Source organism: Salicola sp. AFF1, assembly GCF_056783195.1.
The window spans coordinates 143,895-170,607 of record NZ_JBXAYL010000001.1 but is presented as its reverse complement, the minus strand read 5'-3'; the positions used below and the strand labels follow the sequence as shown (position 1 = coordinate 170,607).

Genomic DNA, 26,713 nt, shown 5'->3' with positions numbered 1-26,713 from the left:
CCAGCGCTCAGCGGGCGCTGAACTCATGGACGGCGTCGATCATGACCTTTGCCTTATCCGGATCCACATCAAGATGCACCCCGTGCCCGAGGTTGAAAACATGGCCGGACCCGGTGCCGTACTCACTCAGGATCCGTTCCACTTCGCTGCGGATCACGTGATCCGGCGCATACAGTGTGGAAGGGTCCAGATTGCCCTGCAGCGCCACCCTGTCGCCCACACGGTGGCGGGCCTCGCCCAGGTTGGTGGTCCAGTCCAGCCCCAGGCAATCAGCGCCGCAACCGGCCATGGTTTCCAGCCACTGGCCGCCGTTCTTGGTGAACACGATCACCGGAATCCGACGGCCATCGTTCTCCCGGATCAACCCATCAACGATGCGCTGCATGTAATCCAGCGAGAACGCCTTGTAAGCGTGCGGACTCAGCGCTCCGCCCCAGGTATCAAAGATCTGGACCACCTGGGCCCCCGCCCGGATCTGGGCATTCAGGTAGTCGGTCACCGCTGTGGCCAGCTTGTCCAGCAGGGCATGAAGCACTTCCGGGGACTCCATCATCAAGCGCTTGATACCCCGGAAGTCCTTGCTGGAGCCACCTTCCACCATATAGGTGGCCAGCGTCCAGGGACTACCCGCAAAACCGATCAGTGGCACCCGGCCATTGAGCTCCCGGCGGATGGTGGCAACCGCCTTCATGACATAGCCCAGATCCCGCTCCGCATCCAGCTCAGGCAGAGCGGCCACATCCTCGGCCGTGGTCACGGTTTTACGGAAACGCGGTCCCTCGCCCGTGACAAAGTGCAGCCCCAGGTCCATGGCCTCCGGGATGGTGAGGATGTCCGAGAACAGAATGGCGGCATCCAGGTCGAAACGCTCAAGCGGCTGGAGGGTTACTTCACAGGCCAGGCTGTCGTCCTGGCACAGGGCAAGAAAACTGCCCGCCTGTTCGCGTACGCGACGGTATTCGGGCAGATAGCGCCCGGCCTGGCGCATCATCCAGACCGGGGTGGCATCCACAGGCTCGCCGGCGATGGCGCGTAACAGCCTGTCGTTTTGAAGTGGGGTCATCAAATGTCCAGATAGTCCATGATGCCGTCGGCGGCTTTACGCCCCTCGGCCACGGCCGTGACGACCAGGTCCGAGCCGCGAACCATGTCGCCGCCGGCAAAGATTTTAGGGTTTGACGTCTGGTAAGGGTACTGGCTCGTTTCCGGAGCCTGCACCCGGCCACCGTCATCGGTTTCAACAGCGTGCTCTTCAAACCAGTCCGAGGGACTGGGCCGGAAGCCGAAGGCCACCAGCACGGCGTCCGCCGGGATCACCTCTTCGCTGCCCGGTACCGCTTCCGGACGCCGGCGCCCGTTTTCGTCCGGGTCACCAAGCTGGGTCTGAACCACCTTCACACCTTCCACCCGCTCCTCGCCAATAATAGCAATGGGCTGGCGATTGAACATGAAGCGCACACCTTCTTCCTTGGCGTTGTAAACCTCCTTGCGCGAGCCCGGCATGTTGGCCTCATCCCGCCGGTACGCACAGGTTACGCTCGCCGCCTGCTGGCGGATCGCCGTGCGGTTGCAATCCATGGCGGTGTCACCACCTCCCAGCACAACCACGCGCTGGCCCTTCAGGTTAATGAAGCGGTTGTCCTCGCTGTCAAAGCCAAGCCGGCGGTTGACGTTGGAGACCAGGTAAGGAAGCGCCTCATAGACCCCCGGCAGTTCCTCGCCAGGGAAGCCCCCTTTCATGTAAGTATAGGTGCCCATGCCCATGAACACAGCATGGTATTGCTCAAGAAGCGCCTCGATGGCCACATCCGTGCCCACATCCACGCCCAGGCGGAACTCAATGCCCATCCCCTCGAAGACTTCCCGACGGGTGCGCATCACGTGCTTTTCCAGCTTGAATTCGGGAATGCCAAAGGTCAGCAGTCCGCCGATTTCAGGGTAACGGTCATAGACAACCGGCTTGACGCCGTTGCGTGCGAGTACGTCGGCGCAGGACAGCCCAGCGGGACCGGCACCGATCACTGCTACCTTATAGTCGGTCCACTCGACCTTCGACAGGTCCGGGCGCCAGCCCAGGGCAAAGGCGGTGTCCGTGATGTATTTCTCCACAGAACCGATGGTTACGGCGCCAAAACCGTCATTGAGGGTACATGCCCCCTCGCAGAGCCGGTCCTGCGGGCATACCCGGCCACAGACCTCGGGCAGCGAATTGGTCTCATGGCACAGCTCCGCCGCTTTGAGGATGTTGCCCTCAGAGACCAGCTGCAGCCAGTTCGGAATGTAGTTATGGACCGGACACTTCCATTCACAGTAAGGGTTACCGCAATGCAGGCAACGATGGGACTGTGACGCCGCCTCCTGTTCACGGAAGGGCTTGTAGATCTCACCGAATTCCTGCCGCCGGGTATTCACAGCGACCTTTTCCGGATCGCAGCGCCCTACCTCGATGAACTGGAACTTGTTGTTCAGTCGTTCAGCCATGAATCGTCCTCAACTCAGAATTCCTCAAAACCGGATGCCCGCCGCGCTTACTCCGGGCGGGCGCGAGTGCTTTCAAGCAGGCCCTTGAGGCTGGCCGCCTTGGGCTTAACCAGCCAGAAGGCACCGATGTACTCATCCAGGTGTTCGAGGATATGCTGGCCCCAGGCGCTTCCCGTGGCCTCGACATGTTCGCGGATAACGCTGCGCAGGTGATTCCGGTACGGCTCCATGTGCTCGCTGGAGATGCGGTGAATCTCCACCAGCTCGTGGTTGTACTTGTCCACGAAGTTGCGGCTCTCATCAAGTACATAGGCAAAACCGCCCGTCATACCGGCACCGAAGTTCTGCCCGGTATCCCCCAGCACGGTGACCAGGCCGCCGGTCATATACTCACAGCAATGGTCCCCGGCACCCTCAACGACCGCGTGGGTCCCGGAATTGCGCACCCCGAAGCGCTCACCAGCCATCCCGGCGGCGAACAGCTTGCCGCCCGTTGCCCCGTAGAGACAGGTATTACCAATGATGGCCGTTTTCTGGGTCTTGAACCGGCTGGATGCCGGCGCCCTGAGGCGGATACTGCCACCGGTCATGCCCTTGCCCACGTAATCGTTAGCATCGCCTTCCAGGTTCAGGTGTAGACCCCCCGGATTCCAGACGCCGAAGCTCTGGCCGGCCGAGCCGGTCAGGTTCACGGTGATGGGCGCGTCCACCATCCCCTGGCTGCCATGAACGGTCGCGATTTCGCCCGCCACACGGGCAGCGATGGAACGGTCGCAGTTGCTGATGCGGTACTCAAAGGTACCACCCCGCTTCTCTTTGATGGCGGGAAGCATGTCGGCAACCATCCGCTCCGCCATCTCGCCCGGATCGAACGGGGTGTTCTTCTCAACCATGCAGTGCTGGGGCTTATCCGCCGGGATATGGCTGTTGTCCAGCATCCGCGTCAGGTTGAGGTTTCGCTGGCGCGGTGTCTCTCCGGGCAGCAGCTCCAGCAGGTCGGTGCGCCCCACCAGTTCCTCAAAAGTGCGCACGCCCAGCATTGCCATCCACTCACGAGTCTCCTGAGCAATGAACCGGAACAGGTTCATGACCATTTCAACGGTGCCCTGGAAGTGCTCGGAACGCAGGCGCTCGTCCTGCGTGGCCACACCAGTGGCGCAATTGTTGAGGTGACAGATCCGCAGGTACTTGCAGCCCACGGCCACCATCGGCAGCGTACCAAAGCCGAAGCTTTCGGCACCGAGGATGGCTCCCTTGACGACGTCCAGGCCAGTCTTGAGCCCGCCATCGGTCTGCAGCCGGACCTTGTCGCGCAGGTCGTTGGCGCGTAGCGCCTGCTGGGCCTCGCTCAGACCCAGCTCCCAGGGCGAGCCGGCGTAATGGATGGACGTCAGCGGACTGGCGGCTGTGCCCCCATCGTAACCGGCGATCGTGATCAGGTCCGCATAGGCCTTGGCAACACCAGCAGCCACCGTTCCCACGCCGGGTTCGGATACCAGCTTGACCGACACCAGCGCTTTCGGATTGACCTGCTTGAGATCAAAAATGAGCTGTGCCAGGTCCTCAATGGAGTAGATGTCATGGTGCGGGGGCGGCGAGATCAGGGTAACCCCAGGCACCGAGAACCGCAGGCGCGCGATCAGCTCATTGACCTTGCCACCAGGCAGCTGGCCTCCCTCGCCCGGCTTGGCGCCCTGAGCCACCTTGATCTGCATCACGTCCGCCTCGCGCAGGTATTCGGCGGTGACGCCGAAGCGCCCGGACGCCACCTGCTTGATCTTGGAACGCTTCTCGGTGCCATAACGGGCCGGGTCCTCACCCCCCTCACCGGAGTTGGAGCGCCCGCCAAGGCGGTTCATCGCCACCGCCAGTGCCTCGTGCGCCTCGGGTGAGAGCGCACCCAGGGACATGGCGGCGGTATCAAAACGGGTGTAAAGGTTCTCCGCCGGCTCCACTTCCTCCAGCGGCACAGGCGTGGTGTCCTTGCGGAACACCATCAGGTCTCGCAGCGTGGCCACCGGCCGGTGATTGACCAGCCCGGCGTATTCCTGGTAACGCCCATAGTCGCCCGAGGTCACGGCTTCCTGGATGGTACGGATCACATCCGGGTTATAGGCGTGGTACTCCTGGCCGTGCATGTACTTCAGGAAGCCGCCCGGCGGAATCGGCTTGCGCGATTTCCAGGCGAGATCCGCCAGCACCTCCTGATCCTGCTGGAAGTCGTAGAAGGTGGCACCCTGGATGCGGCTGGTCACACCGGTGAAGCACAGGTTGACCACCTCGTCTGAAAGGCCGACAGCCTCGAAAAGCTGGGCGCCCCGATAGGAGACAATGGTCGAGATCCCCATCTTGGAGAGGATCTTCATCAGCCCCTTGTTGATGCCACGCCGGTAATTGTTCTTGGCATCAATGGGATCCATCATCAGCTCGCCACTGCTGACCAGGTCATTGAGGACCTGATAGGCCAGATACGGATACACCGCCGTCGCACCGAAGCCAAACAGCACGGCGAAGTGATGAGGGTCCCTTGCCCAGCCGGTCTGGACAATCAGGTTGGCGTCACTGCGCAGCCCCCTGGCCACCAGATGGTGGTGAACCGCACCGGTCGCCATCATGGCGTTGATCGGCAGTTCGCCCTTTTGAAGGCCCTTATCGCTGAGGACCAGGAGCACCTTGCCATTGCGTACCGCTTCAGCGGCTTCCTCCCGCACCGCTTCCAGCGCCTTTTTCAGGCCCAGTTCGGGCCGATAGATCAGGCGGATGCGATGGACCTCAAACCCAGGCCGGTTATTTTCCTCAAGACGCGCGAACTTGGCGGGGGACAGCACCGGCGTGGACAGGATGATCCGGTTGGCATGCTCGGGGGTTTCCTCGAACACATTGCGTTCGGCCCCGATGCAGGTCTCGAGAGACATGACAACGGATTCACGCAGGGGATCAATCGCCGGGTTGGTGACCTGCGCGAACTGTTGCCGGAAGTAGTCCGCCACATGGCGCACCCGGCTGGACAGAACCGCCATGGGCGTGTCATCGCCCATGGAACCCACCGCTTCCTGGCCACTTTCCCCCAGCGGCCGCAGCACCTGATCACGTTCTTCAAACGAGATCATGAACATCTTCTGGTAGGTCTTGAGCTCATCCTCTTCCATCAGCCCGAACGTCTGGCTGCTTTCATGGAGGAGGGTGGACTCGATCCGCAGTGCGTTTTCGCGCAGCCACTGCTTGTAGGGGCGTGCGTTTTTCAGGCGTTCGTTAACGTCCTCGGTCCCGAGCACCTCGCCGGCTTCGGTGTCGATGGCCAGAAGCTGGCCGGGGCCGATACGGCCCTTGGCCACCACGGACGCCGGATCATACTCCCAGACCCCGATTTCAGAAGCGACCGTTATCAGGCCATCATCGGTTTCAACCCAGCGAGAGGGGCGGAGCCCGTTGCGGTCCAGCATGCATACGGCGTAGCGCCCATCCGCCATGACCATGCCGGCCGGCCCGTCCCAGGGCTCCATGTGCATGGAGTTGTATTCATAGAAGGCACGCAGGCCGGCATCCATGCTATCCACATTCTGCCAGGCCGGCGGCACCATCATGCGCAGGGCCCGGAAAATGTCCATCCCTCCGGCCAGCAGCAACTCCAGCATGTTATCCATGGCGGAAGAGTCCGAGCCGGTGCGGTTGACCAGTGGCTGCAGCTCCTCCAGATCCGGCAGGTTCGGGCTGCTGAACTTGGATCCCCGGGCCACCGCCCAGTTCCGGTTGCCTTCAATGGTGTTGATCTCACCATTGTGCGCCAAAAGGCGGAAGGGCTGGGCCAGGGGCCACCTGGGCGCGGTGTTGGTGGAGAACCGCTGGTGGAAAACGCACACGGCGGTTGCCATGTCCGGATCGCTCAGGTCCGGATAGAACATCGGCAGGTCCACGGGCATCATCAGGCCCTTATAGGACAGCGTCCGGTTGGAGAGACTGCAGACGTAGAAGTCCGGATCGTCCTCCAGGTCAATCTCGGCGCGACGGCGCCCAACGAACAGAGCCACCCCCAGCCGCTCCGCGTCCACCGAGCCGGGTGTTACAAACACCTGCTCGATCGCCGGCAGCGCATCCAGTGCCATCTGGCCCAGACATTCAGTGTTGGTCGGCACCGTACGCCAACCGACAACCGTCAGTCCCTCGCCCGCCAGGCGCGATTCCAGAACGGAGCGGGCCCGGGCAGCACGCTCCGGGTCATGGCTGAGAAAGATCTGGCCCACACCATAGTCCGCGCCCAGGTCAGCACCCAGGTCCTGCTTGGCCACCTTGCGGAGAAAGGCATCCGGACGGTTCAGAAGAAGGCCGCAACCGTCGCCTGTCTTGCCGTCGGCGGCAATGCCACCACGGTGGGTCATGCAGGTCAGCGCATCTATGGCCGTGTTCAGGAGCTTATGGCTGGCTTCACCCTGCTTGTGGGCAATCAGGCCAAAACCACAGTTGTCCCTGTATTCACCGGGCTGGTACAAACCTGTCATCATAGCAGTCTCTCTTTGGAGATTCTTCTAATACAAAGACTTAAACAATACCCTCCGGCATTTTTCAGCCTTCGTGTTTGGTAAAAGGGCTACCTAGTCTACACGCGCGCAAAAATCCGCTCAAATAATTGAGTCTCGGAACAACTAGCAAGGCAGGTTTTTATAGCGTTTCAGCCTAAAGGTCGTCGTAATCCCGCGGCCAGGGGTTGAGTGCCTTTACCGGCTCCGGTAACGACTCAATCGCCGCACGGGCGGCATCCCGGCTCGGATAGGTCCCTTGGACCACGATGAACCAAGGCTTGCCTTTGTGGCGCGTCCGGGTATAGACCGCATCCTCCACCTCGTATTCATCCATGAATTCTAGGGCAGTGGATTCGTTGAAACTACCCAGAAGCTGAAGTGTATAGGCGCCCTCAGCCTGTTCCCGATACCAGCTTGCCTTACGGAAGCGCCCAGGCCTGCGAGGACGGAATCCCTTGACCTCTTGCTCTCCCGCATCTCCGGTTTCAGCCCCGGCTCCAGCCTCACTGGAATCTGTATCGACCTCAGGCTCAGGCTCGGGCTCAGATTCAGGCCCCGAGCCTGACTCTTCTGGCAAAGGCGCGTCACTGACCGGGACTGGCAGGGGCGAGACATCCAGAAGCGGCTCCGCCCTGGCACGCTCTATGCGACCCGCCTTGACCCCCGGCCCTTCTTCCGCCTGTTCTGTTTCCGTGATGACTTCCCGTACCTTTTCGACCTCGTCAAGCGCCGCCTCAGAGGACGGCTCTGTGATCACCTCCGCATCATCCCCGCCGCCGGAACCGTTCCCTTCGCCTCCATACTGCAAGGACACTGTAATGACGCTGATCCCCAGAGCCAGAAGCGCCAGACCCGCCCACAATCGCCAGGGCAAGCGCCTCGCTCCCGCCGCTGACGCTCGTTGCGCTCCGGAATCATGGTGAGGCCGGGCCTGTGCCGGACTACCGGCAAGAATCCCTGGTGCCACCTGTCTTATGGCGCGCAGATTGCCACCACTCTGCTGTTGGATACGACGAATAGCACTGTCGGTGAGCATTGGTGTCGCGTCCTCGCCCACATGGTCAAAACTGGCATGGATGAAATGACGAACATCCTCTTCCTGCAGCGGGGGCAGCGCAGCCTCATGCACAATGGCACTGCGGGCGGGATCAGTCAGAGGCCTGCGGCGAGCCAGCTCTGGCGTCCCCGCCAGAACGAGCACTGCGGCCTGGCCTGTATCGCTGGCCGCAAAACCATCCACCAGAGCCTCTAGGGCCTCATCGCCCAGGGCATCCGCATCATCCACCACCAGCACCCAGCGCCGGTCCCTCTCAGCCTGGCTGGCACTCCACTGGAAAAAGGCCCGGGCGGCTTGGTCGGGTGCCATCCCCACAAGCGCCTGCCCGCTGAGACGGGAGAGGATACCGGGTACTGCCGAGGCCTCCGAAAGGCTTTCCGCGCGCAGACGATGAACGGCAAGGCGGTGGGCAGCGTTACGGGCCAGCTCGGCCAGAAGCCGGCTCTTGCCAGCTCCAGTTTCGCCCGTAACCAGGAGGACCATGTCCCCAAAAGCGACCAGGTGTCCCAGGGTATCCAGTTGATGCTGGCGCTGGGCCCCGGTAAAGAAGAAGCCCGGGCTCTCGGCGAAGGGATCAGCCGCGCCCTGCCCCGCCTGCTCACTCATGGTTCAATCCAGTGGATGGCAGAAATGGTTGAGGGTGGCCTCAAAAGCCTCGGGGTCAAAATCCTCGGTGACGAAAGCGTCCCCCAAGGCCCGCATCAGCACCAACCGGACGCGACCACTGACGTTTTTCTTATCCACCTGCATCAGGGCCCTGAAATGCACCGGCGACATTCCCTCGGGCGGATTCACGGGCAACCGCGCACGGATCAGAAGCTGGCGGACACGCACAGAGTCATTATAGTTCAAGTACCCCAGGCGTTCGGACAGATCGGTAGCCATCATCATCCCCGCAGCCACCGCTTCCCCATGCAGCCATTCACTGTAGCCCGTGTGGGTTTCAATGGCGTGACCAAAGGTATGCCCCAGGTTCAGCAGGGCCCGCTCGCCGGATTCACGCTCATCGTCTGCAACGATCACCGCCTTGCACTCACAGGAACGGCGGATGGCCTCCTTCAGGGGCCCGGGCTGCATCGCCATCAGGTGATCCATGTGCTCTTCCAGCCAGGAAAGGAAGTCCGCATCCCGGATAAGCCCGTACTTGATCACCTCCGCCATACCCGCGGCCATTTCCGTCGGCGGCAGCGAACTCAGCGTCAGTGGATCCGCCACCACAAGGCGTGGCTGGTGGAAAGCACCGATCATATTTTTACCCTGGGGATGATTGATGCCGGTCTTGCCACCCACTGAGGCATCCACCTGGGCCAGAAGCGTGGTCGGAATCTGGATGAAAGCGACACCACGCTGCCAGGTGGCCGCGGCAAATCCGGTCATATCACCAATCACGCCGCCACCCAGCGCTACCAGCGTAGTGCGGCGCGTGTGCTGTTTCTCGATCAACACATCAAAGATACGGTTGAGCGTTTCCCAGGACTTGTAACGCTCGCCATCCGGAAGGATCACGTTATCCACCTGGCAGCCCGGGAAACTGGCACGGGCCTGCTCCAGATAGAGCGGCGCCACGGTCTCGTTGGAGACAATCAACACCCTCTCGCCCGCAGCCCAGGGACTGAGATCCATGGTTCCGAGGCTGCCTTCCTCAATCACGATGGGGTAGCTGCGCTCCCCCAGCTCAACGTTCAGATGATCCTGTTTCGGTTGCATGCACCTGTCCTTCCGATTCATCAAGAACCCGCGAGATATGGCGTACCAGGTGTCGGGGGCCGCGCTGGCTGCCTTCCACGGTCAGGTCCGCAATGGCCTGATAGAGCGGGTCCCGCTCTTCAAATAACCGCTCCAGAACCCCCCGCGGGTCCGGGTTCTGTAACAGGGGCCGGTTCCGGTCCATACGCGTACGCTCATACTGCAGGTCCGGGGTCACCCGCAGGTAGACCACGAAACCATCCGTCATCCGGCGTCGATTTTCCGGCCTGAGTACGGCGCCTCCACCTGTGGCAAGCACAATACCAGACTCACCAAGCAGCTCATCAATCAGCCGGCTCTCCCGATCCCGGAAGCCGGCCTCGCCTTCCACATCGAAAATCCAGGGGATATCCGCGCCGGTCCGCTCTTCCAGCTCCCGGTCACTATCGTAGAAACGGTAACCAAGTGAGCGGGCCAATTGACGCCCCACGGTACTCTTGCCCGCCCCCATGGGCCCAACGAGGATGATTCTTTCCGGCAGCGCCATAGCAGAAGGTCCGAGCACCCGCTCTCCAGTTCATGGAATGAGATTATCACAAAAGAAAAGCCACCCGCAGGTGGCTTTTCCATGGTCCCCAGGCACTGCGCCAATCAGTCAAGCACATTGCTCTCCATGATCTTGGGGGTCACGAAGATCAGCAATTCACTGCGCGAATCGGTCGTCTGTTCCTGACGGAACAGCGCGCCAAGGTAGGGGATATCACCCAGGAAGGGCGTTTTCAGGATGTTGGTGGCCATGGTGGATTCATAGATTCCCCCCAGAACCACGGTATCACCATCGCCCACCAGGACCTGGGTCTGTATCGAGTTGGTGTCGATACTCGGAATCCCCTGCGTAACCTCCCCACGGGAGTCCTTGTTCACCTCCAGGTCCATGATGATGTTGTCATCCGGCGTGATCTGGGGCGTAACGCTCAGGGACAGGACAGCCTCTTTGAATTCCACATCCGTGGCACCAGACGCTCCTGCTGACGTCTGATAGGGGATTTCTTCACCCGACTTGATACTCGCTTCCTGGCGATCCGCCGTGACCACTTTCGGCTGGGAGACAATTTCCGCTTCGCCGTCGGACTCCAGAGCGCTCAGCTCCAGATCCAGAAGGAATCCATCCCGGGTGAAGCCAATAGCCGCGGAGCTGGCATTACCGCTGGTGATGCCAAAATCAATGTTCATGTCGGAGGGGAAGTCACTGACACTGCCCGTACTTGAGCCAAGGCTGCCGCGGCTGGCGCCCACAGCGTACTCGCCATCGCCGGCTTCACCATCGCCACTGACGCCCCAGGCAACGCCAAGTTCACTGGACACATCCGTATTCGCCCGCACGATGCGCGCCTCGATAAGGACCTGGCGTACCGGTCGGTCCCAGAGATCAACCAGGTTCCGGATCTCTTCCAGCTTGGCCGCTGTTTCACGGACACTGATGGTATTCGTCCGGTCATCCGATGAAATGAAGCCTCGCTCCGAGATCAGTTCATCATCCTCGCGCAGCAGAGAAACGATGTCCCCGGCCTTGGCGTAGTTGACCTGGATGGTCTCCAGCTGGACCGGCCGGAGCTTTTCCATCTGACGCTCGGTCTCCAGCTCCTGACGCTCATACTCCGCTATTTCCTGGGCCGGCGCTACCAGCAGCACATTGCCCATCTTGCGTTTGTCCAGCCCCTTGGTCTGGAGGATGATGTCCAGTGCCTGATCCCAGGGGACGTTTTCAAGCCGCAGGGTGATGGATCCGGTGACCGTATCCGACGCCACCAGATTCAGACCAGTGAAATCCGCAATCAGCTGCAGCACAGAGCGGACCTCAATGTCCTGAAAGTTCAGCGACAGTTTCTCCCCATCATAAGGAAAGCGCTCCTCCTGGCGCTCCTTGGCTTCCTCTTTCGTCAGCTTCTGGACACTGAGCGTGAACTGGTCATCCGCCTGATAAGCGGCGTAATCATAGGTACCGGAAGCAGTCACCTCCACCAGTGTGCGTCCATCCTGGGTAAACGTATCCACCCGCTCCACCGGCGTCCCGAAATCGGTCACATCAAGGCGACGGCGCAGACGCTCCGGAAGCGCCACCTGGCCAAGGTCCATGCGGATCTTGCCGCCCTGTTTATCCATGTCCACGGATACCCGAGAACTGGAAAGATCCAGAACCACTTCACCCTTGCCTTCCGAGGTGCGGTTGAAATCCACGCCTTCCAGCGAGGCATCAGAGGCCGGTGCCACCGGCGCGCCAGCCACTGCCGGGGTGCTACCCTCCGAGGGCTCCTGAGCGCCACTGGCACCGGCATCAGACGCCTGCGTGGAACGACTCTTCTTATCGCCCACGGTCACAACCATCCGATTACCCTCGCGCTGAACCTCATGAGGCACCAAGCGCGTGAGATTGAAGACCAGGCGGGTACGCTCACCGCCCTCAACCACTCTCATGCTCTGGGCATTACCATCACCCAGATCGTAGGACCGCTGCTCAAGATTGTTGGTGACATTCATCAGGTCCAGCGTAATCCGTGCCGGGTCCTGAATGGTGTAGCCAGACGTCTCGGGCGGCTCGCCATCAAAACCAAGGACTACCTGGGTCCGGTCACCCGACAACGATGAAAAGTCAACATTCTTCAGCGTCTGGGCGCCAACACCCGTCGCGACGAGGGCCAGCGTACCAATCACCAGCAGTTTTTCCATTTGTTTCAGCATTGTGTGCCTCAGGCGGTTTTTCTGATTCCGTTTTGTGATCTGCATGACTGAACCCCGGCTCACTTTTGTTGCAGCGACAGTGTCCGGGGTCGCTTAACCCAACCGCCACTGCCATCGCCCACAATTTCACGCAGCCGGATGCCGGTTTCGGTCACCTGCTGCACGCGTCCATGATTCTGCCCCATGTAGTCACCGACAGTGACGCGGTGAATGCTTCCCTCGGCATCCCGTACCAGGGCGTAGAGCCGCCCCTCGTCCGAGCGCTGCAGCGAACCAACCATCGTCAGATTGCCGATTTCAAAGCGCTCCAGGGGCTCGGTCGGCCGGTTCTCGTCGGGCTTGATCTCCGACTCCGGTTCACCTTCATCCTCGTCCTCCCCCTCCAGCACTACTTCGGCCGGTGGCTCAAACGGTGAACGGCGATCGGAAGCCGAGTAAACGAACGCCTCGTATGCCTTGAACTCCGGCAGAGGCTCGATCTTCCCTTGAGGCTCATTGCGTTTCTTTTTCATGAACCTATCGAGGTCCTCATAGCCCTCACTCTGGGAGCAGGCCATGAGCAACAGGCTCAGCCCCATCAGCACCAGATATCGGGCGACTGCCGTTACCTTCATTGTTCGCCTCCTGCCCGGTACCGGTAGGTCTTGGCTACCATCTCCATACGCAGCTCATCGTTGTTATCCGAGCGACTGATCGAGAAATCATGCAGCGTCACGATCCGTGGCAGGCCAGCCACACTGCTCACGAATCCCGCCATCTCGTGGTAGTTGCCCCTTACCCGGATGTTGATCGGCAACTCCACATAGAAGTCCTTCTCAACCTCGTCCTGAAGGGCGAACTCCTGCAGGTCCAGGCCGCTGCTGAGTGCGGTATTCGTGATGTCCTCCAGCAGCCCCGGTACTTCGGTATCGCTGGGGAGCTGACGCACCAGGGCCCCGAAGGTCTCCTCCATCTCCACCATCTGCTGGCGGTAACGATCCAGGTTGGCTACACGGTAGGCCTTGCGCTCGTACTCCTGGCGCAGCTCCTGTTCCCGATCAGCTGCACGCTCCACTTCGGCATACAGATCCTTCACGAAGTACCAGTAGCCACCTCCCAGCACCAGGCCAAACACCAGAAGCAGGACCACCACCTTGACCGGCATCGGCCAGATGCCAATGTTGTTAACGTCCAGCTCGCTGACATCAAAGTTCTTGATGTTGTCTATTGTTTCCTGCCAGTTCACTCTTCCTGCTCCGATTCCGCTTCGTTGTCATCCGGGACCACCTGCTGAACGCTCAGATTGAACCGGCTGTAGCCGGACCGCTTCTCATCCGCGGCGGAGACATTGGTCAGGTTGGGCTCGGCAAACCAGTCCGAGCGCTCAAAGTTGCGCATCAGGCTTGAGATCCGGCTGTTGGATTCGGCCATCCCGACGATGGACACCTGCTCCCCGTCCTTCTCCAGCTCAGTGTAGAACAACCCGTCAGGAAGGGTCTGAACCATCTGGTCAAAGGCTCGCACGATGACGGGGCGCTGCCCCTGCAGATCCTGAATCACCTGCATGCGTGACAACAGCTCCTCACGGCGTTCCTTGAGGTCCTCAATCTCGGCGATCTTCTCCTCAAGGTCCTTCATGGCATTCTCAATGTACCTGTTGCGGGACTCCTGATGGTCAATCAGGCCCTGCACATGACTCTGCCAAAGGAATACCAGGCCAGCGCCAACAATCAGCGCGCCTGCAAGCATCACCAGGAACTGGCGCTGTTTCTCCGCCCTGAGCTCTTCCCGCCAGGGTCTAAGGTTAATGCGGGCCATCAGTCGAAACTCCTCATCGCCAAGCCGCAGGCGATCATCAAGGAGGGAGCGTCATTGCTCAACCCCGAAACGTTCACCTTGGACCCCACCGCCATGTCGGCAAAGGGGTTAGCCACCAGCGTCGCGGTGCCGGTCTTGTCTTCCACCTGCTCGGGCAACCCGGCTATGGAGGCCGTGCCCCCCGCCAGAAGCACATAGTCAACCGTATTGTACTGGCTCGAGCCAAAGAAGAACTGCAGCGCCCGTGCCACCTGCTGGACCACCGCCTCCTTGAAGGGCTCAAGCACCTCACTCTCGTAGTCATCCGGCAGGCCACCCTGCTTCTTGGCCAGACCGGCTTCCTCCTGGCTGAGCCCGTAGCGGCGCTGGATCTCCTCGGTCAGTTGCTTCCCGCCAAAGAGCTGTTCACGCGTGTAAATGGTCTCACCATCCACCAGCACGCTCAGCGTCATCATGGTGGCACCAATGTCCACCAGCGCCACCACCTGCTCTTCAGCGTCGCGTTCAAGCTGGGGCTCCAGCATGCTGAACGCCCGCTCCAGCGCATAGGCCTCAACATCCACCACCCTGGTGCTCAGGCCGCCAATCTGCAGCGCCTCCTCACGCACATCCACGTTCTCCTTCCGGCAGGCGGCCAGCAATACGTCGACCTGATCCGGATTGACCTCGGACGGCCCCTGAACCTCGAAATCAATTGCCACCTCATCCAGCGGATACGGAATGTATTGGTCCGCTTCGTTCGCGATCTCGTCCTCCATCTCGAAATCGTTGAGTCCTGCCGGCATCTGGATGGTCTTGGTGATCACCGCTGACCCCGAAACGGCCACGGCCGCACTCTTGAGGTTCGTGCGGGCCCTCTGGACCACCTTGCGAACCACGTCGCCCACAGCCTCCACATCGTTGATGCTTTTCTCAACCACCGAATTCGGCGGCAAGGGCTCCACCGCGTAACTTTCGACCCGGTACCGGTCTCCCTGTTTTGACAGTTCCAGCAGCTTGACGGAGCTTGAACTGATATCAACCCCGAGCATGCTGTTCGCTTTCTTTCCTAGCAGTCCGAACACGTGCTCACCCCAGTATTCTGAATGGATCGCAACGGTTGCCGGTTTCAGGGATTCCGCATTCCGGATATCCTTGCAGATCCCTTACGGCTTCCGGTGCCTCCTGAAGTAATTTATGAAATGATAGACGCATAGTCCAAGATTGTCAGAGAAAATGTCCCGTACACTCCGTTACATCCGCATCCTCAGCAGACTCCTTCTTGCCGGTGGCGCTGGTGGCGCCATGGTGTTGGCCGCATTCTACCTGTACCTGCAACCCGGACTACCCTCGGTGGACCAGCTGCGGGACGTTAACCTGCAGACGCCCCTCAAAGTGTATACACGCGACAGCAAACTGATAGCGGAATTCGGCGAAATGCGAAGAACGCCACGGGATCTGGAGACAATCCCTCGCCATCAGATCCAAGCGTTCCTTGCTGCCGAAGACAGTCGCTTCCATGACCACTACGGGGTGGACGTCAGAGGGCTGATCCGTGCCACCTGGGAGCTTGCCATCACCGGCTCGATCCAGTCCGGCGGCAGCACCATTACCATGCAGGTTGCAAAAAATTTCTTTTTGTCACGAAAACAAACATTTCTACGCAAATTTAACGAGATCCTGCTCGCTCTTCAGATTGAACGTGAACTGTCCAAAAACGCGATCATGGAACTCTACCTTAACAAGATCTATCTTGGTAACCGGGCCTACGGCATCGAAGCGGCCGCACAGGTCTATTACGGCAAACCTGTAACGGAGCTTGATCTCGCCCAGATGGCCATGCTTGCCGGCCTGCCCAAGGCCCCCTCCACTGCCAACCCACTTGCCGATCCGCAGCGGGCCCTGACAAGGCGGGATTGGATACTCTCACGCATGGCCTCGCTCGGCTACATCAGTGACCATCAACGCAGAAAGGCCAGCAGCAAAGGGATCAGCGCCCGCTACCATGGCCCGGAACTCGCCCTGAACGCCCCCTATGTCGCTGAAATGGCGCGCCGGAAAGCTCTGCGTCAATTCGGCGAGCGCATTTACAGCGAAGGCTTTGAAATCCATACCAGCGTGCACAGCACCGAGCAGAAGGCCGCGACTGAGGCCCTCCGTCAGGGCCTGGAGGAATACGACCAGCGCCATGGCTACCGGGGCCCGGTGGACCAGTGGACACCAGAGGTCCTCAACGACCCTGACACGCTCACCAAGCGCCTCGAGGAGCTTCCAAAGGTAAACGACCTGCTTCCCGCCGCCATCGTAAGGGTGAGCGACAACGCCGCCACCGCTGTTACGGCCCGCCACGACAACGTCACCATTCCCATGCGCCACATGCGCTGGGCCAAACGCCACATCAATGCCAACCGCACAGGCCCGACTCCTGAGTCTCCCGGGGATGTCGTCACCGTCGGGGACGTGGTCTATGTACGGATTCCCGTCCAGGACGTCCTTGGCCAGGAGCGCAAGCAGGACACGCTGACAGCGGAGCTGATGCAGGTCCCGGAAATACAGGGCGCGATTGTATCCCTCTCCCCCGACGATGGCCATATCAAAGCCCTCAGCGGGGGTTACAGCTTCAGCATGAGCTCCTACAACCGCGCCACACAGGCGCACCGCCAGCCCGGCTCAGCCTTCAAGCCCCTGATCTTTCTGGCCGCGCTGGAGCACGGCGCCACCGCCGCCACCACCATTAACGACGCCCCCATTGTCTTTGAGGACGAAGACCTGGAGACCTCCTGGCGTCCACAGAATGCGGGCGGCCAGTTCCGCGGGCCCACCACCCTGCGTCGCGCGCTCTACCAGAGCCGCAACCTGGTTGCGATTCGGCTGCTGCGCCAGACCGGCATTCGGCGCACTCTGGACTACATAGAGAACCTGGGACTGGATACCAGCCGACTCCCGAGCAACCTCTCCCTGGCGCTGGGCAGTGGCACCATGACGCCCATGGAAATGACACGCGCCTATGCCATGATCGCCAATGGAGGTTTCGAGGTAACGCCCTGGCTGATTGAACGGGTGGTCGGCCCCAATGGCAAAACCCTACGCAAAGCACCGGAAATCCACCGGTGTGACGACTGCAGCGAGGATCAGAAGGCACTGGATGCTGCCCTGCCGGATCTCGCCGAAGATGGCCAGGGAACAGACGCAATGCAACCCGTACACATCATGGAGCGGGTTGCCAACAAAGAGGCTATCTACATTCTGCAGTCAATGATGCGCGATGTAATCCAGAGAGGAACCGGTCGGGCCGCACGCTCGCTCGGACGCAACGACCTGGCGGGCAAAACCGGCACCACCAATGATCAGCGCGACACCTGGTTCATGGGCTTCAACGCCAACCTTGCCACCGGCGCCTGGGTTGGGTTTGATCAGCCACAACCCCTGGGGCGCGGGGAATTCGGAAGCGCCACGGCACTGCCCGTCTGGAAAGACTACATGGAAGTGGCCCTCAAGGGGATGCCCGAGAAACGAATGGAACGCCCCGCCGGTATTGTCTCGCGCCTCATCAACCCCGAAACCGGGGAAACCGTCAGCGCGGACAACGAGAATGCGCGGTTCGAGATTTTCCGCGCGCGCTACGCGCCAGAACCAGCCTCTTCCGATGACCCCGGGAACCGCAAAGAACATGCTAACGGCGACGGCGAAGAGAGCACACCACCGCAGCAGCTGTTCTAGTCACCCGGCCAAGCAACGCCCACAAAAAAGCCCCGGCCATCACCTGACCGGGGCTTTTTCATTACTCTACCCTGAGTTTTGGGGACGACCTCAGATAATGTCTTCCATCGACCTGAGCGGGTAGTGCTCCGGGTAGCCTTTCCCGGCTACACCACTGTCCACGGCTGCCTTGGCAACGGCGGCCGGAACAAACTCCAGCAAACGCGGATCCATCGGCTTCGGAATAATGTATTCCTTACCAAACTCAAACCCACCCACACCGTAGGCCTGAGCAATACTGGAAGGCACGGATTCCTTGGCAAGCTCACGGATCGCGTGTACCGCGGCAACCTTCATTTCCTCGTTGATCTCACTGGCGCGAACATCCAGAGCCCCCCGGAATATGAACGGGAAACCCAGCACATTGTTCACCTGATTCGGGTAATCAGAGCGCCCGGTGGCCATGATGATGTCCTCGCGCGTTTCCAGCGCCAGCTCCGGCTTGATCTCCGGATCCGGGTTGGAGCAGGCAAACACGATCGGGTTCGGTGCCATGGACTTGAGCATCTCCGGCGTCAGCAGGTCCGGACCGGAAAGCCCAACGAAGACATCGGCTCCCTCAAGCGCATCCGCCGGCGTACGACGCTCAGTCTCAACCGCAAACATGGCCTTGTACTGGTTCAGGTCCTCGCGGCCGGCGTGAACCACGCCCTTGCTGTCGAGCAGCATGATGTTCTCGGGGCTCGCCCCACAGCTGATGAGGATCTTCATGCAGGCAACAGCTGCCGCGCCCGCTCCCATACAGACAATCCGGGCATCTTCCAGCGCCTTGCCCTGAAGCTCCAGCGCATTCAGCATGCCGGCAGCGGTCACGATGGCCGTACCGTGCTGATCATCATGGAAGACTGGCACATTGCACTGGTCGATCAGCGCACGCTCAATCTCGAAACACTCCGGTGCCTTGATGTCCTCGAGATTGATGCCGCCAAAGGTATCCGCAATACGAGCCACTGTCTCAATGAACGCCTGCGGGCTCTCGGAGTTTACCTCGATGTCGAACACATCAATGCCGGCGAAGCGCTTGAACAGCACGCCTTTACCTTCCATCACAGGCTTGCTGGGCAGCGCACCAAGATTGCCCAGCCCCAGAATGGCACTACCCTCGGAAATAACAGCCACCAGGTTGCCTTTACTGGTGTAGAGGTAGGCATTCTCGTGGTCTTTGGCAATCTCGCGCACCGGCTCCGCCACGCCAGGACTGTACGCCAGGGATAGGTCCCGCGCGGTCTGGGTCGGCTTGGTCACTTCCACGCTGAGCTTACCCGGACGCGGCTTGGCGTGGTAGTCGAGCGCTGCTTGCTTCATATCTTCAGACATGGCCAATCTTCCGTTTCTGGATATAGAGAACTCCGGCCGCTTCAGCTGCGGCCGCCACCGATCTTGCCACGGAAACGGCGGTTGAACTTATCAATCCGGCCGCCGGTATCCATAACCTTCTGCTTACCGGTATAGAAGGGATGGCAAGCCGAGCACACATCGAGATGGATGTCCTTGCCCACAGTGGAACGGGTGTGAATGACGTTGCCGCAGCTGCACGTCGCTTTCATTTCACTGTATTGCGGTTGAATGTCGTGATTCATGGTTGACCTCATCTACTCAGGCAATGCCGCCACCCGGGCCTTGTGCCGGGCACCGCATTTGAAACATTTGGGATTCCGGTGCAGACTCTCGGCCGGCACCTCGGCCACTGTGTAAGCAGCGCATCATAGCAGATTCAAAACCCAGCGCAAGGAGACCCCGTTGGCGACAATTGCCCGCATCGCCCTGCCCCGTGCGGTACGCCAACTGTTCGATTACCGTATCCCAGATGGCATGGCACTCAGCCCCGGCCAGCGGGTACGCATACCGCTGGGTCGCCAGCGCACGCTGGGCCTGGTCATGGAACTGGATCCTGCGGATCCGCCGGATATGACCCTCAAGCCCATAGAAGCCACACTGGAGGACTGGCCGGTACTGCCGCAACAAACCCGTGATGTACTGCTCTGGGCCGCCCACTACTACCAGCATCCGCCCGGCGAGTGCGTTTTCGCTGCCCTGCCTCCGGCCCTGCGCCGAGGGGCAACCGCCAGTCTGCCACAGCCCACCATCTGGTTGGCCACCACCCATGACACCTCCAGCCTTCCCTCTCAGGCCCGGCGCCAGCGCGAGCTGCTGGAGTGGCTCAACCAGCATCCCGGCCAACCACTGGTCTCGATCAAGGCAGCCGGCTTCAGCCGGGAAGCTGTAAAACACCTGGAAAAGCGCGGCCTGGCTGAAGAACGCACCGCCAGCCAGGCGACAAAAAGCTGGCCGGCGGCCCCTTCGATAGCACTCAATGAGGAACAGGCAGCGGTTCTTTCAGACCTCAACGCGCCCGGCAAGGGGTTCGCCAGCCACCTTGTTTTCGGCATTACGGGTAGCGGCAAGACCGAGCTCTACATGGAGTTCATCAAGCAACGGATCGCGGCAACCCCGGACCAGGCGCAGGTGCTGGTGCTCGTACCCGAAATCAGCCTCACCCCCCAGACGCTGGCGCGGTTCGAGACCCATTTCGGGGCCCGCATCGCCGTCTGGCACTCGGCGCTCAACGCCACGGAACGCCTTGCAACCTGGACCCGCGTGCGCCAGGGCGAACCACTGATCCTGATCGGTACCCGCTCCGCCGTCCTTCTGCCCTATTCCAACCTTGTAACCATCGTGGTGGATGAAGAGCACGACGGCTCCTACAAGCAAATGGAAGGCTTCCGCTACTCGGCGCGGGATCTGGCCATCTACCGCGCCTGGCAGAGTGGTTGTCCGGTGATCCTGGGCTCCGCCACACCTTCCCTGGAGTCCTGGTACAACGCACGACGGGGCCGATACCACCTGCACCGGCTGGAACGCCGTGCCGGTAACGCCACCCTGCCCCGAACCGAGCTGGTGGATGTACGCAGCCGCCCCCTCAAGGGGGGACTGTCACCGCCACTCCTGGCGGCCATCGGCAAGACACTCGAGGCCGGCGACCAGGTGCTGCTTTTCATCAACCGCCGTGGGTTCGCGCCCGTGGTGATGTGCTTCGAATGCGGCGCCCCCATTGAGTGCCCGCACTGCGACGCCCGACTGACCTATCACCGCTTCGACAACTGCCTGCGCTGCCATCACTGCGGCCACCAGCAGGCGGTCCCCCGGACCTGCCCGGAATGCGGTGAGGAGGGGCTGAATGCCGTCGGCCAGGGCACGGAAAAGACGGAAACCCTTTTGGCGGAGCGTTTTCCGGAGACCCCGGTGATCCGGGTGGACCGTGACAGCACCCGCCGGCGTGGTCAGCTGGACGAACTGCTGGCCCCAGTGCGCAAGGGTGCCCCCTGTATCCTGGTAGGCACCCAGATGCTGGCCAAGGGTCACGACTTCCCTGGTGTCACGCTCGCTGGGATTCTCGACGCGGACGGCGGGCTGTTCAGCAGCGACTTCCGGGGCCCCGAACACCTGGCCCAGCTGGTCATCCAGGTGGCCGGCCGTGCTGGTCGTGGTGAGCGCGGGGGGCGGGTTCTGATCCAGACCTGCCAGTCCGGGCACCCCCTGCTCAACCAGCTGTGTTCAGGGGACTATCCCAGTGTTGCGGACACGCTGCTGGATGAAAGAGAACAGGCGGGCCTGCCACCGGCCAGCTTCATGACGGCAGTGCGTGCAGAGGCGCCGTCCATGGCTGACTGCCTCGCCCTTCTGGACGACCTTGCCCGCCGCGCCGAAGCCAGCCCAGCGCCCGTTTCCGTACTAGGCCCCTTCCCAGCGATCATCGCCCGCAAGGCCAATCGGCACCGGGCCCAGATCCTGTTCCAGAGCCAGGACCGCCCCGCCCTCCACCGCCTGACCAACCAGCTCTGCCGCTACCTGGAGCAGAACCGCCCCACCGGCGGCGTTCGCTGGGCTGTCGACGTGGATCCGCAAAGCCTGGACTAGCCGGTCACGGTTCCTCCTCCAGAGCCAGCGTCTTGCGGATACGCTCCCAGGGCACGGCCTTGAAGTTCTGGTTGGCCTCGGGCATGACGTTGCGCCCGTCCTGCACCACCAGCACTCCCTCGGGGAACGCGGGCCCGAGGCCGGCACTGGCGGCAAACAAGCCATCCGTCTCGGAAGCGCCATCAATGCCGGCCCCCGGATTCATACCAATACGGAAAGCGCCTAGGGGCTCAAACGGTGGCGCGGCTTCATACACTGCATAGGCATTGTTCCCCTGGGCGGAAGCGACCAAGTAATCCCGCTCCGCCCCCTGATAGATGTTGAGCCCTTCCACGTCCGCAAACAGAACCTCATTATCGATGGATGCCACCAGCCTTGTCTCACCGCCATCCTCCGGGTTCGCACCGATGGCATGGATGCCCTTGGCCTCTTCCCCCAAGAACAGTCGCTCACGCTCATCATCGGCCACGCACCCCTCGGGCTGACTCGGTACGCTGAAGCGCCGCACACGCTCCCCGGACCATTCAGGACCGTTAACCAAGAGCCTGAATTGATCCACGGTGCCATCCTTGCTATTGGCAAAACCATAGAGCGGCCCACCATCAGGCTGATACAGGCAGAAGCCGTAGATCTCATCCAGCTGTGTTGGCACTTCCGTCACCAGCGAAAGCTCAGACGCCTCGCGGTCTATGGCATAGAGACTGATCGTCTGGGTCGTGCGGTTGGTTGCCGCCGCCACATCCACGTCTCTGCCATTGAGGCTGGCGCCATAGCGAACATCCACATTATTGACCCGGCCATTGCCGATGAACTGGCGCTGCCGCCCCATCAGGTCATAGACATAAAGCCCTGCCTGTTTGTCGGTGCCCAGAATCAGGCTCTGACCGGGTTTGTCTGGGTGCACCCAGACCGCCGGATCGTCCGCGGCATCACCCGGGCTGGCGACGGGCTGGGTCTCCAGGCTGGCCCTGACCTCGGGCATTGGCTGAGGTGGCTCCGGCCTTGCCCTGGCTGGCAACGTAAAGTGCGTGAACCGCTCCACCTGTTCGTCAAACACCACCAGATGACGCCTCCCGTTGGCCCGGCTGAGTGTCGCGGTCTCCGGCGCTGGCGTTTCCGGCAATCCATGGCGCCCCTCATAACGGTGGCCGCCAGCAGCGCTGCGGATGCCATGCAGTGCCGGGCGGTCGCGCTCCAGGGTGTAGAGCTCACCCGCGCCAGCCACCAGATCACGCGGGCCAGCTCCCAGATGCCCCCAGGGTGCCGCAGCCTCCACCATGATCCGGCGCACGGAGGTTTCCGGATCCGCCTCATAGGCGTAAATGCCCCGGTCCTCCTCGCTCACGTACAGCGTCCCGGTGGCCTGATCCACGGCGCAATACTCTCCGCCCGGTGGTGTCGGCACCGACCGTACGGGGCGCAGGCGGTAGTCGCCCGCTTCGGTAGTCACCACCATCTGATGGGCGCGATGATCCCCGCCCATCAGAAACAGGTAGAGCGTGCCCTTGCCCGACCGGTAAAGGCAAACATCCTCCACGGCATAATCCCTGGCCCCTCCCTCCAGAATGGGCTGGAACCCGGGCGCATGGCCATCGGCATCAATGCCGAACAGCAACGGCCGGTCGCTACGGTTGTCGTAACTGGCATAGAGGGTCCTGGCTGCCAGTCCATTTCCTGTCTCCTCGGACGGCGCCAACACATCCAGGTACTCCAGCGGTCGATCCCAGTGTGCCACGGCTCGACCGCGTCCATCATGAAGACGGGCACCACTGGTCTCCCCAACGCTGAGCCATAGGGGTTGATCCCCGCCCCTGACAGCCGCGGCCCACTCACCCGGCAACGCCAGCCGGCCGGCTTCGCCAACGCCCAATCCCGCATCGTCGCCCGCTTCGGCACCCGCCGACACGTCGCTGCTGTTCGGGGCCGGCTGGTTGCACCCGCCCGCCAGTAGCAGCATACCAATAACAGCCATGGAAAGGCCGGGTCGGCCCTGTTGCGCTGCGTTCATTGTCATCCGATTACCTCATTCAGATCCCAGAAAAGCCGCACTCTCCTGGACACCGGATCCAGAAGAGCGCCGATCAACAGTTGCCACTGCTCAGAAGCTGGCGTAGGTCAGCCCCAGCCGGTAGGTGCGACCGTAGGCTTCGTTCTGCGCGTTGTAGGACTCACGGTTCTGGTACGCGTAGTAGGGCCGGTCATTGATGTTGACCACATCGAGGGTCAACTGGAGTTCGTTCGTCAGGTTGTAGCGGCCGGAGAAATCCAGCTGGAAGTGGTCGCCCTGATGGATATCCCCGCTGGGGTCCAGCGGATCGCCGGTTTCAAGCAGATACTCGGACTTATAACTGCCCGCCAGACGCAGGCTCCACCATGGATCCTCGTAACCGATGCTCAGGTTACCGGTCACATCGGACTGTCTCGGCATAGCAATGTCGCGCTGCTCAAAACGCCCGGCATCCGGGTTATACCCTGCTATGGTGGCGTCCGAATCCGTGAGCGTCAGGTTGCCGTTCACAAGCAGACCGCTCCAGAAGCCGGACAGTCCCCGGAAACGGTGACTGCCGGCCAGCTCCAGGCCCGTGATCTCACCACCTTCGCCGTTTTCAAAGGTTGTCGCCTCGGCATAGTTGTTCATGTCCAGCCCGCGCCGGGTCTGACCGGTGCCGGCCAGATCGGTCTCGAACACGAAGTTATCAATGTCCTTGTAGAACAGATGCGCCGAGAGGGCACTGGTATCACTGATGTAGTGCTCGATACCGAAATCCAGGTTGCTGGCCTCAAGCGGATCCAGGTTCGGGTTGCCGAACTCCGCCTCGTTCTCATCAATCAGGATGCCGGGTGAAAGCTGCTCAAAGACCGGCCGCGACAGAGACTGGAAGAAGGAGGAGCGCACCAGGGTCCGGTCCGTCAGTTCGTACCGGGCATGCAGCGAAGGCAGAACATTGCTGTAATCATTGGAAGACGATGCCGCCTGAAAGCGCTCGGCCTCCGCGTTATAACGGGTTCCCTGAGCGTCGAGACGGGTAGCCTCATAGCGCGCGCCACCGGTCAGCCGCAGGCGGTCGAGGTCAATGGTGCCCATCAGGTAGCCCGCGTTGATGTCTTCATCAATGGTGAAGTCTTCCGCGCGCGAGGCTTCTTCATCCAGGAACTGGCTCCGATCCAGCTGACCCAGAATATCCCGGATCGGCCCAGGCTTGAGCGTGTCACCGAATCGGCCAAAAGGCCAATCCGCCGGCCCATTGGCGAGGTTGTCCGCGGTCAGCTGGTCCTGACTGAAACCGTGGTCCTGAAAGTCCTCGAACGCATAGAGCGTGATATCGCGCTCCTTGGTGCGACGGCTCGCCTTGGCCCCAACCTTCACGCTCGCGGGATGGGTATTGATGATGAAATCCCGCTTGAGGTCGAACTGGGCACTGGTTTCCTCGTCGGACACATCCCCATGTTCAAGCTCGGCAGCATCCAGCACGAAATTCCGGTTGTCATAGAAGTTATCGGGGAGATTGAAGTGAGGGCGCTTGGTGCCACTGTAACTGGCCCCCGCCACTGGCGTGATGGGCGTAAAAATGGCCTCACCCAATGCCAGCTCATCCGGCCCCTCTTTCTCGGTCGCCTCGCTGTAAGCGGCCTTGTACGCCAGGGTCCAGGCATCAATCACATGCTCACCGCCAAACTTGGCGGACAGGATCTCCTGGGTCTCAACCCGATCCTTCAGTTCGCGCTCAACTTCTTCGGGGGCCGCCGTATCACCCGGCACCAGCGGATCATCAAAACTCAGGATGTTGGCATTGCGCTGCTCGTCATCCGTAAACCTAGAGTACATGGTCCGCAGGTAATAACGGTTCTGGGCATCCTGCTCAAAATCCAGGTTGACCGCGAGGCCGGTGCGTTCCCGATTGATGGACGTGTAATCCCGCTGCTCAATCTCCCCGAGCCCGGGCTCACTGCCCTCAAAATCCCAACTGCCACCAGTCTCAATGTTGTCCGAACCGAAATCCCGGTCTTCATAGCTGAGTGCGGCGGCAACGCCCAGCCGGCCGCCTGCCATATTGAAGGTCCGCCCTCCCGAAAGTCCAAGCTTGGGGTTGGCTTCCTCGGTCAGGTCGTTATAGCCAGCACGCCCCGATAGCTTGTAGAAAGGCCCATCCCTGTCCAGGGCCGAGACGCTGCGAACATCCACGTTCCCGCCAACCGCATCCGCATCCATATCCGGCGTCAGCGCCTTGGTCACCACCAGCGAATCGATCAGGTCCGTCGGCAGCACATCGAGCGCAACCGCGCGCTGATCATCCTCCGGGGCCGGCACCCGGACGCCGTCAATGGTGGTGTTGTTCAGGTTCGGTGCCGTGCCCCGGATACGCACAAAACGACCTTCCCCCTGATCCCGCTCAATGGAAAGGCCAGGCAGGCGCTGCAATGCCTCCGAAGCGTTGCCATCCGGCAACGCGTTGATCCCATCGGAATGCACAATGCTCTGGAGATTGTCCGCCGCCCGCTGGTCCGCCAGCGCCCGCCGGATCTGGGCGGTCTGGCCAATCACCACCATTTCCTCATCGGCAGCTTGGACCGGGGTCTCCGCTGGTTCCTGCTCTTCAGACAGCGCCGGCATGCAGACAGCGGCAATGGCCATCCCCAACAGCGTGGGGCGCCATCGGGGTTGATGAATCCTGGGACCATTTTGACTCATAACTGTACTCCCTCTGATTGGTTCGGACACCGGTCGGGTCCGTGCGTGGCCAATACAGTGGGGGCGCCAGGTGTCACTCAGGTGACAGTT

At 61.2% G+C, this 26,713-nt stretch carries 17 protein-coding genes; 2 read left to right on the top strand and 15 right to left on the bottom strand.

Features of this window, described 5'->3' with window-relative positions; genetic code table 11:
• Nucleotides 1–7: 7 nt before the first annotated feature.
• From hemE to AC1RQI_RS00775, 11 genes are all read right to left on the bottom strand, one after another.
• Nucleotides 8–1,063 (bottom strand): uroporphyrinogen decarboxylase, encoded by a 1,056-nt coding sequence (gene hemE, locus AC1RQI_RS00825; RefSeq protein ID WP_481903270.1) that lies wholly within the window; start codon nucleotides 1,061–1,063, stop codon nucleotides 8–10.
• Complete coding sequence (locus AC1RQI_RS00820; protein ID WP_481903269.1) at nucleotides 1,063–2,481, bottom strand: FAD-dependent oxidoreductase; 1,419 nt, start codon at nucleotides 2,479–2,481, stop codon at nucleotides 1,063–1,065. The genes hemE and AC1RQI_RS00820 overlap by 1 nt, the downstream gene beginning before the upstream one ends.
• A gap of 47 nt (nucleotides 2,482–2,528) precedes the next feature.
• Entirely contained in the window at nucleotides 2,529–6,980 is a 4,452-nt protein-coding gene (gene gltB / locus AC1RQI_RS00815) for a glutamate synthase large subunit (protein WP_481903268.1), read from the bottom strand.
• 172 nt (nucleotides 6,981–7,152) lie between these two features.
• Nucleotides 7,153–8,661 (bottom strand): AAA family ATPase, encoded by a 1,509-nt coding sequence (locus AC1RQI_RS00810; RefSeq protein WP_481903267.1) that lies wholly within the window; start codon nucleotides 8,659–8,661, stop codon nucleotides 7,153–7,155.
• Nucleotides 8,662–8,664: 3 nt separating this feature from the next.
• The gene (gene aroB / locus AC1RQI_RS00805) at nucleotides 8,665–9,762 is read right to left on the bottom strand and encodes a 3-dehydroquinate synthase (RefSeq protein ID WP_481903266.1); all 1,098 of its coding nucleotides are present in this window, start codon (nucleotides 9,760–9,762) and stop codon (nucleotides 8,665–8,667) included.
• Nucleotides 9,731–10,306, bottom strand: a complete 576-nt coding sequence (aroK, locus tag AC1RQI_RS00800; protein ID WP_481903265.1) for a shikimate kinase AroK — start codon at nucleotides 10,304–10,306, stop codon at nucleotides 9,731–9,733. The genes aroB and aroK overlap by 32 nt, the downstream gene beginning before the upstream one ends.
• Before the next feature lie 86 nt (nucleotides 10,307–10,392).
• Complete coding sequence (locus AC1RQI_RS00795; protein WP_481903264.1) at nucleotides 10,393–12,480, bottom strand: type IV pilus secretin PilQ; 2,088 nt, start codon at nucleotides 12,478–12,480, stop codon at nucleotides 10,393–10,395.
• A 59-nt stretch (nucleotides 12,481–12,539) separates the two neighbouring features.
• The gene (locus AC1RQI_RS00790; RefSeq protein WP_481903263.1) at nucleotides 12,540–13,094 is read right to left on the bottom strand and encodes a pilus assembly protein PilP; all 555 of its coding nucleotides are present in this window, start codon (nucleotides 13,092–13,094) and stop codon (nucleotides 12,540–12,542) included.
• A complete protein-coding gene (locus AC1RQI_RS00785) occupies nucleotides 13,091–13,705 on the bottom strand; it encodes a type IV pilus inner membrane component PilO (protein ID WP_481903262.1) in 615 nt (204 codons plus the stop codon). The genes AC1RQI_RS00790 and AC1RQI_RS00785 overlap by 4 nt, the downstream gene beginning before the upstream one ends.
• Nucleotides 13,702–14,277, bottom strand: a complete 576-nt coding sequence (locus tag AC1RQI_RS00780; RefSeq protein WP_416633661.1) for a PilN domain-containing protein — start codon at nucleotides 14,275–14,277, stop codon at nucleotides 13,702–13,704. The genes AC1RQI_RS00785 and AC1RQI_RS00780 overlap by 4 nt, the downstream gene beginning before the upstream one ends.
• Nucleotides 14,277–15,341: a pilus assembly protein PilM gene (locus AC1RQI_RS00775; protein ID WP_416633660.1), complete on the bottom strand. Its 1,065-nt coding sequence runs from the start codon at nucleotides 15,339–15,341 to the stop codon at nucleotides 14,277–14,279. Before AC1RQI_RS00775 ends, AC1RQI_RS00780 begins: the two co-directional genes overlap by 1 nt.
• Nucleotides 15,342–15,492: 151 nt before the next feature.
• On the opposite strand from AC1RQI_RS00775, the gene AC1RQI_RS00770 reads away from it, so the two are divergent.
• On the top strand, nucleotides 15,493–17,976 hold the full coding sequence (locus AC1RQI_RS00770) for a penicillin-binding protein 1A (RefSeq protein WP_481903261.1): 2,484 nt from the start codon (nucleotides 15,493–15,495) through the stop codon (nucleotides 17,974–17,976).
• A gap of 90 nt (nucleotides 17,977–18,066) precedes the next feature.
• On the opposite strand, the gene AC1RQI_RS00765 is transcribed toward AC1RQI_RS00770, so the two are convergent.
• Nucleotides 18,067–19,332 carry a malic enzyme-like NAD(P)-binding protein gene (locus AC1RQI_RS00765; RefSeq protein WP_481903260.1) on the bottom strand — a complete coding sequence of 422 codons (1,266 nt, stop codon included), beginning with the start codon at nucleotides 19,330–19,332 and terminating at the stop codon, nucleotides 18,067–18,069.
• A 41-nt stretch (nucleotides 19,333–19,373) separates the two neighbouring features.
• Nucleotides 19,374–19,595 carry a 50S ribosomal protein L31 gene (rpmE, locus tag AC1RQI_RS00760; protein WP_416633657.1) on the bottom strand — a complete coding sequence of 74 codons (222 nt, stop codon included), beginning with the start codon at nucleotides 19,593–19,595 and terminating at the stop codon, nucleotides 19,374–19,376.
• Between the two features lie 160 nt (nucleotides 19,596–19,755).
• On the opposite strand from rpmE, the gene AC1RQI_RS00755 reads away from it, so the two are divergent.
• Nucleotides 19,756–21,933 carry a primosomal protein N' gene (locus AC1RQI_RS00755; RefSeq protein ID WP_481903259.1) on the top strand — a complete coding sequence of 726 codons (2,178 nt, stop codon included), beginning with the start codon at nucleotides 19,756–19,758 and terminating at the stop codon, nucleotides 21,931–21,933.
• Nucleotides 21,934–21,937: 4 nt separating this feature from the next.
• Here the strand turns inward: AC1RQI_RS00755 and AC1RQI_RS00750 are convergent, their stop codons facing one another.
• Nucleotides 21,938–23,947, bottom strand: a complete 2,010-nt coding sequence (locus AC1RQI_RS00750; protein WP_481903258.1) for a phytase — start codon at nucleotides 23,945–23,947, stop codon at nucleotides 21,938–21,940.
• A gap of 84 nt (nucleotides 23,948–24,031) precedes the next feature.
• Entirely contained in the window at nucleotides 24,032–26,623 is a 2,592-nt protein-coding gene (locus tag AC1RQI_RS00745; RefSeq protein WP_481903257.1) for a TonB-dependent receptor, read from the bottom strand.
• Between the last annotated feature and the right edge of the window lie 90 nt (nucleotides 26,624–26,713).

Bases quoted from the DNA above. Each gene is read 5' to 3' on its own strand.
- hemE (WP_481903270.1), bottom strand. From the start codon at position 1,063: ATGACCCCACTTCAAAACGACAGGCTGTTACGCGCCATCGCCGGCGAG.
- AC1RQI_RS00820 (WP_481903269.1), bottom strand. From the start codon at position 2,481: ATGGCTGAACGACTGAACAACAAGTTCCAGTTCATCGAGGTAGGGCGC.
- gltB (WP_481903268.1), bottom strand. From the start codon at position 6,980: ATGATGACAGGTTTGTACCAGCCCGGTGAATACAGGGACAACTGTGGT.
- AC1RQI_RS00810 (WP_481903267.1), bottom strand. From the start codon at position 8,661: ATGAGTGAGCAGGCGGGGCAGGGCGCGGCTGATCCCTTCGCCGAGAGC.
- aroB (WP_481903266.1), bottom strand. From the start codon at position 9,762: ATGCAACCGAAACAGGATCATCTGAACGTTGAGCTGGGGGAGCGCAGC.
- AC1RQI_RS00795 (WP_481903264.1), bottom strand. From the start codon at position 12,480: ATGCTGAAACAAATGGAAAAACTGCTGGTGATTGGTACGCTGGCCCTC.
- AC1RQI_RS00790 (WP_481903263.1), bottom strand. From the start codon at position 13,094: ATGAAGGTAACGGCAGTCGCCCGATATCTGGTGCTGATGGGGCTGAGC.
- AC1RQI_RS00780 (WP_416633661.1), bottom strand. From the start codon at position 14,277: ATGGCCCGCATTAACCTTAGACCCTGGCGGGAAGAGCTCAGGGCGGAG.
- AC1RQI_RS00770 (WP_481903261.1), top strand. From the start codon at position 15,493: ATGTCCCGTACACTCCGTTACATCCGCATCCTCAGCAGACTCCTTCTT.
- AC1RQI_RS00765 (WP_481903260.1), bottom strand. From the start codon at position 19,332: ATGTCTGAAGATATGAAGCAAGCAGCGCTCGACTACCACGCCAAGCCG.
- rpmE (WP_416633657.1), bottom strand. From the start codon at position 19,595: ATGAATCACGACATTCAACCGCAATACAGTGAAATGAAAGCGACGTGC.
- AC1RQI_RS00750 (WP_481903258.1), bottom strand. From the start codon at position 23,947: ATGACAATGAACGCAGCGCAACAGGGCCGACCCGGCCTTTCCATGGCT.
- AC1RQI_RS00745 (WP_481903257.1), bottom strand. From the start codon at position 26,623: ATGAGTCAAAATGGTCCCAGGATTCATCAACCCCGATGGCGCCCCACG.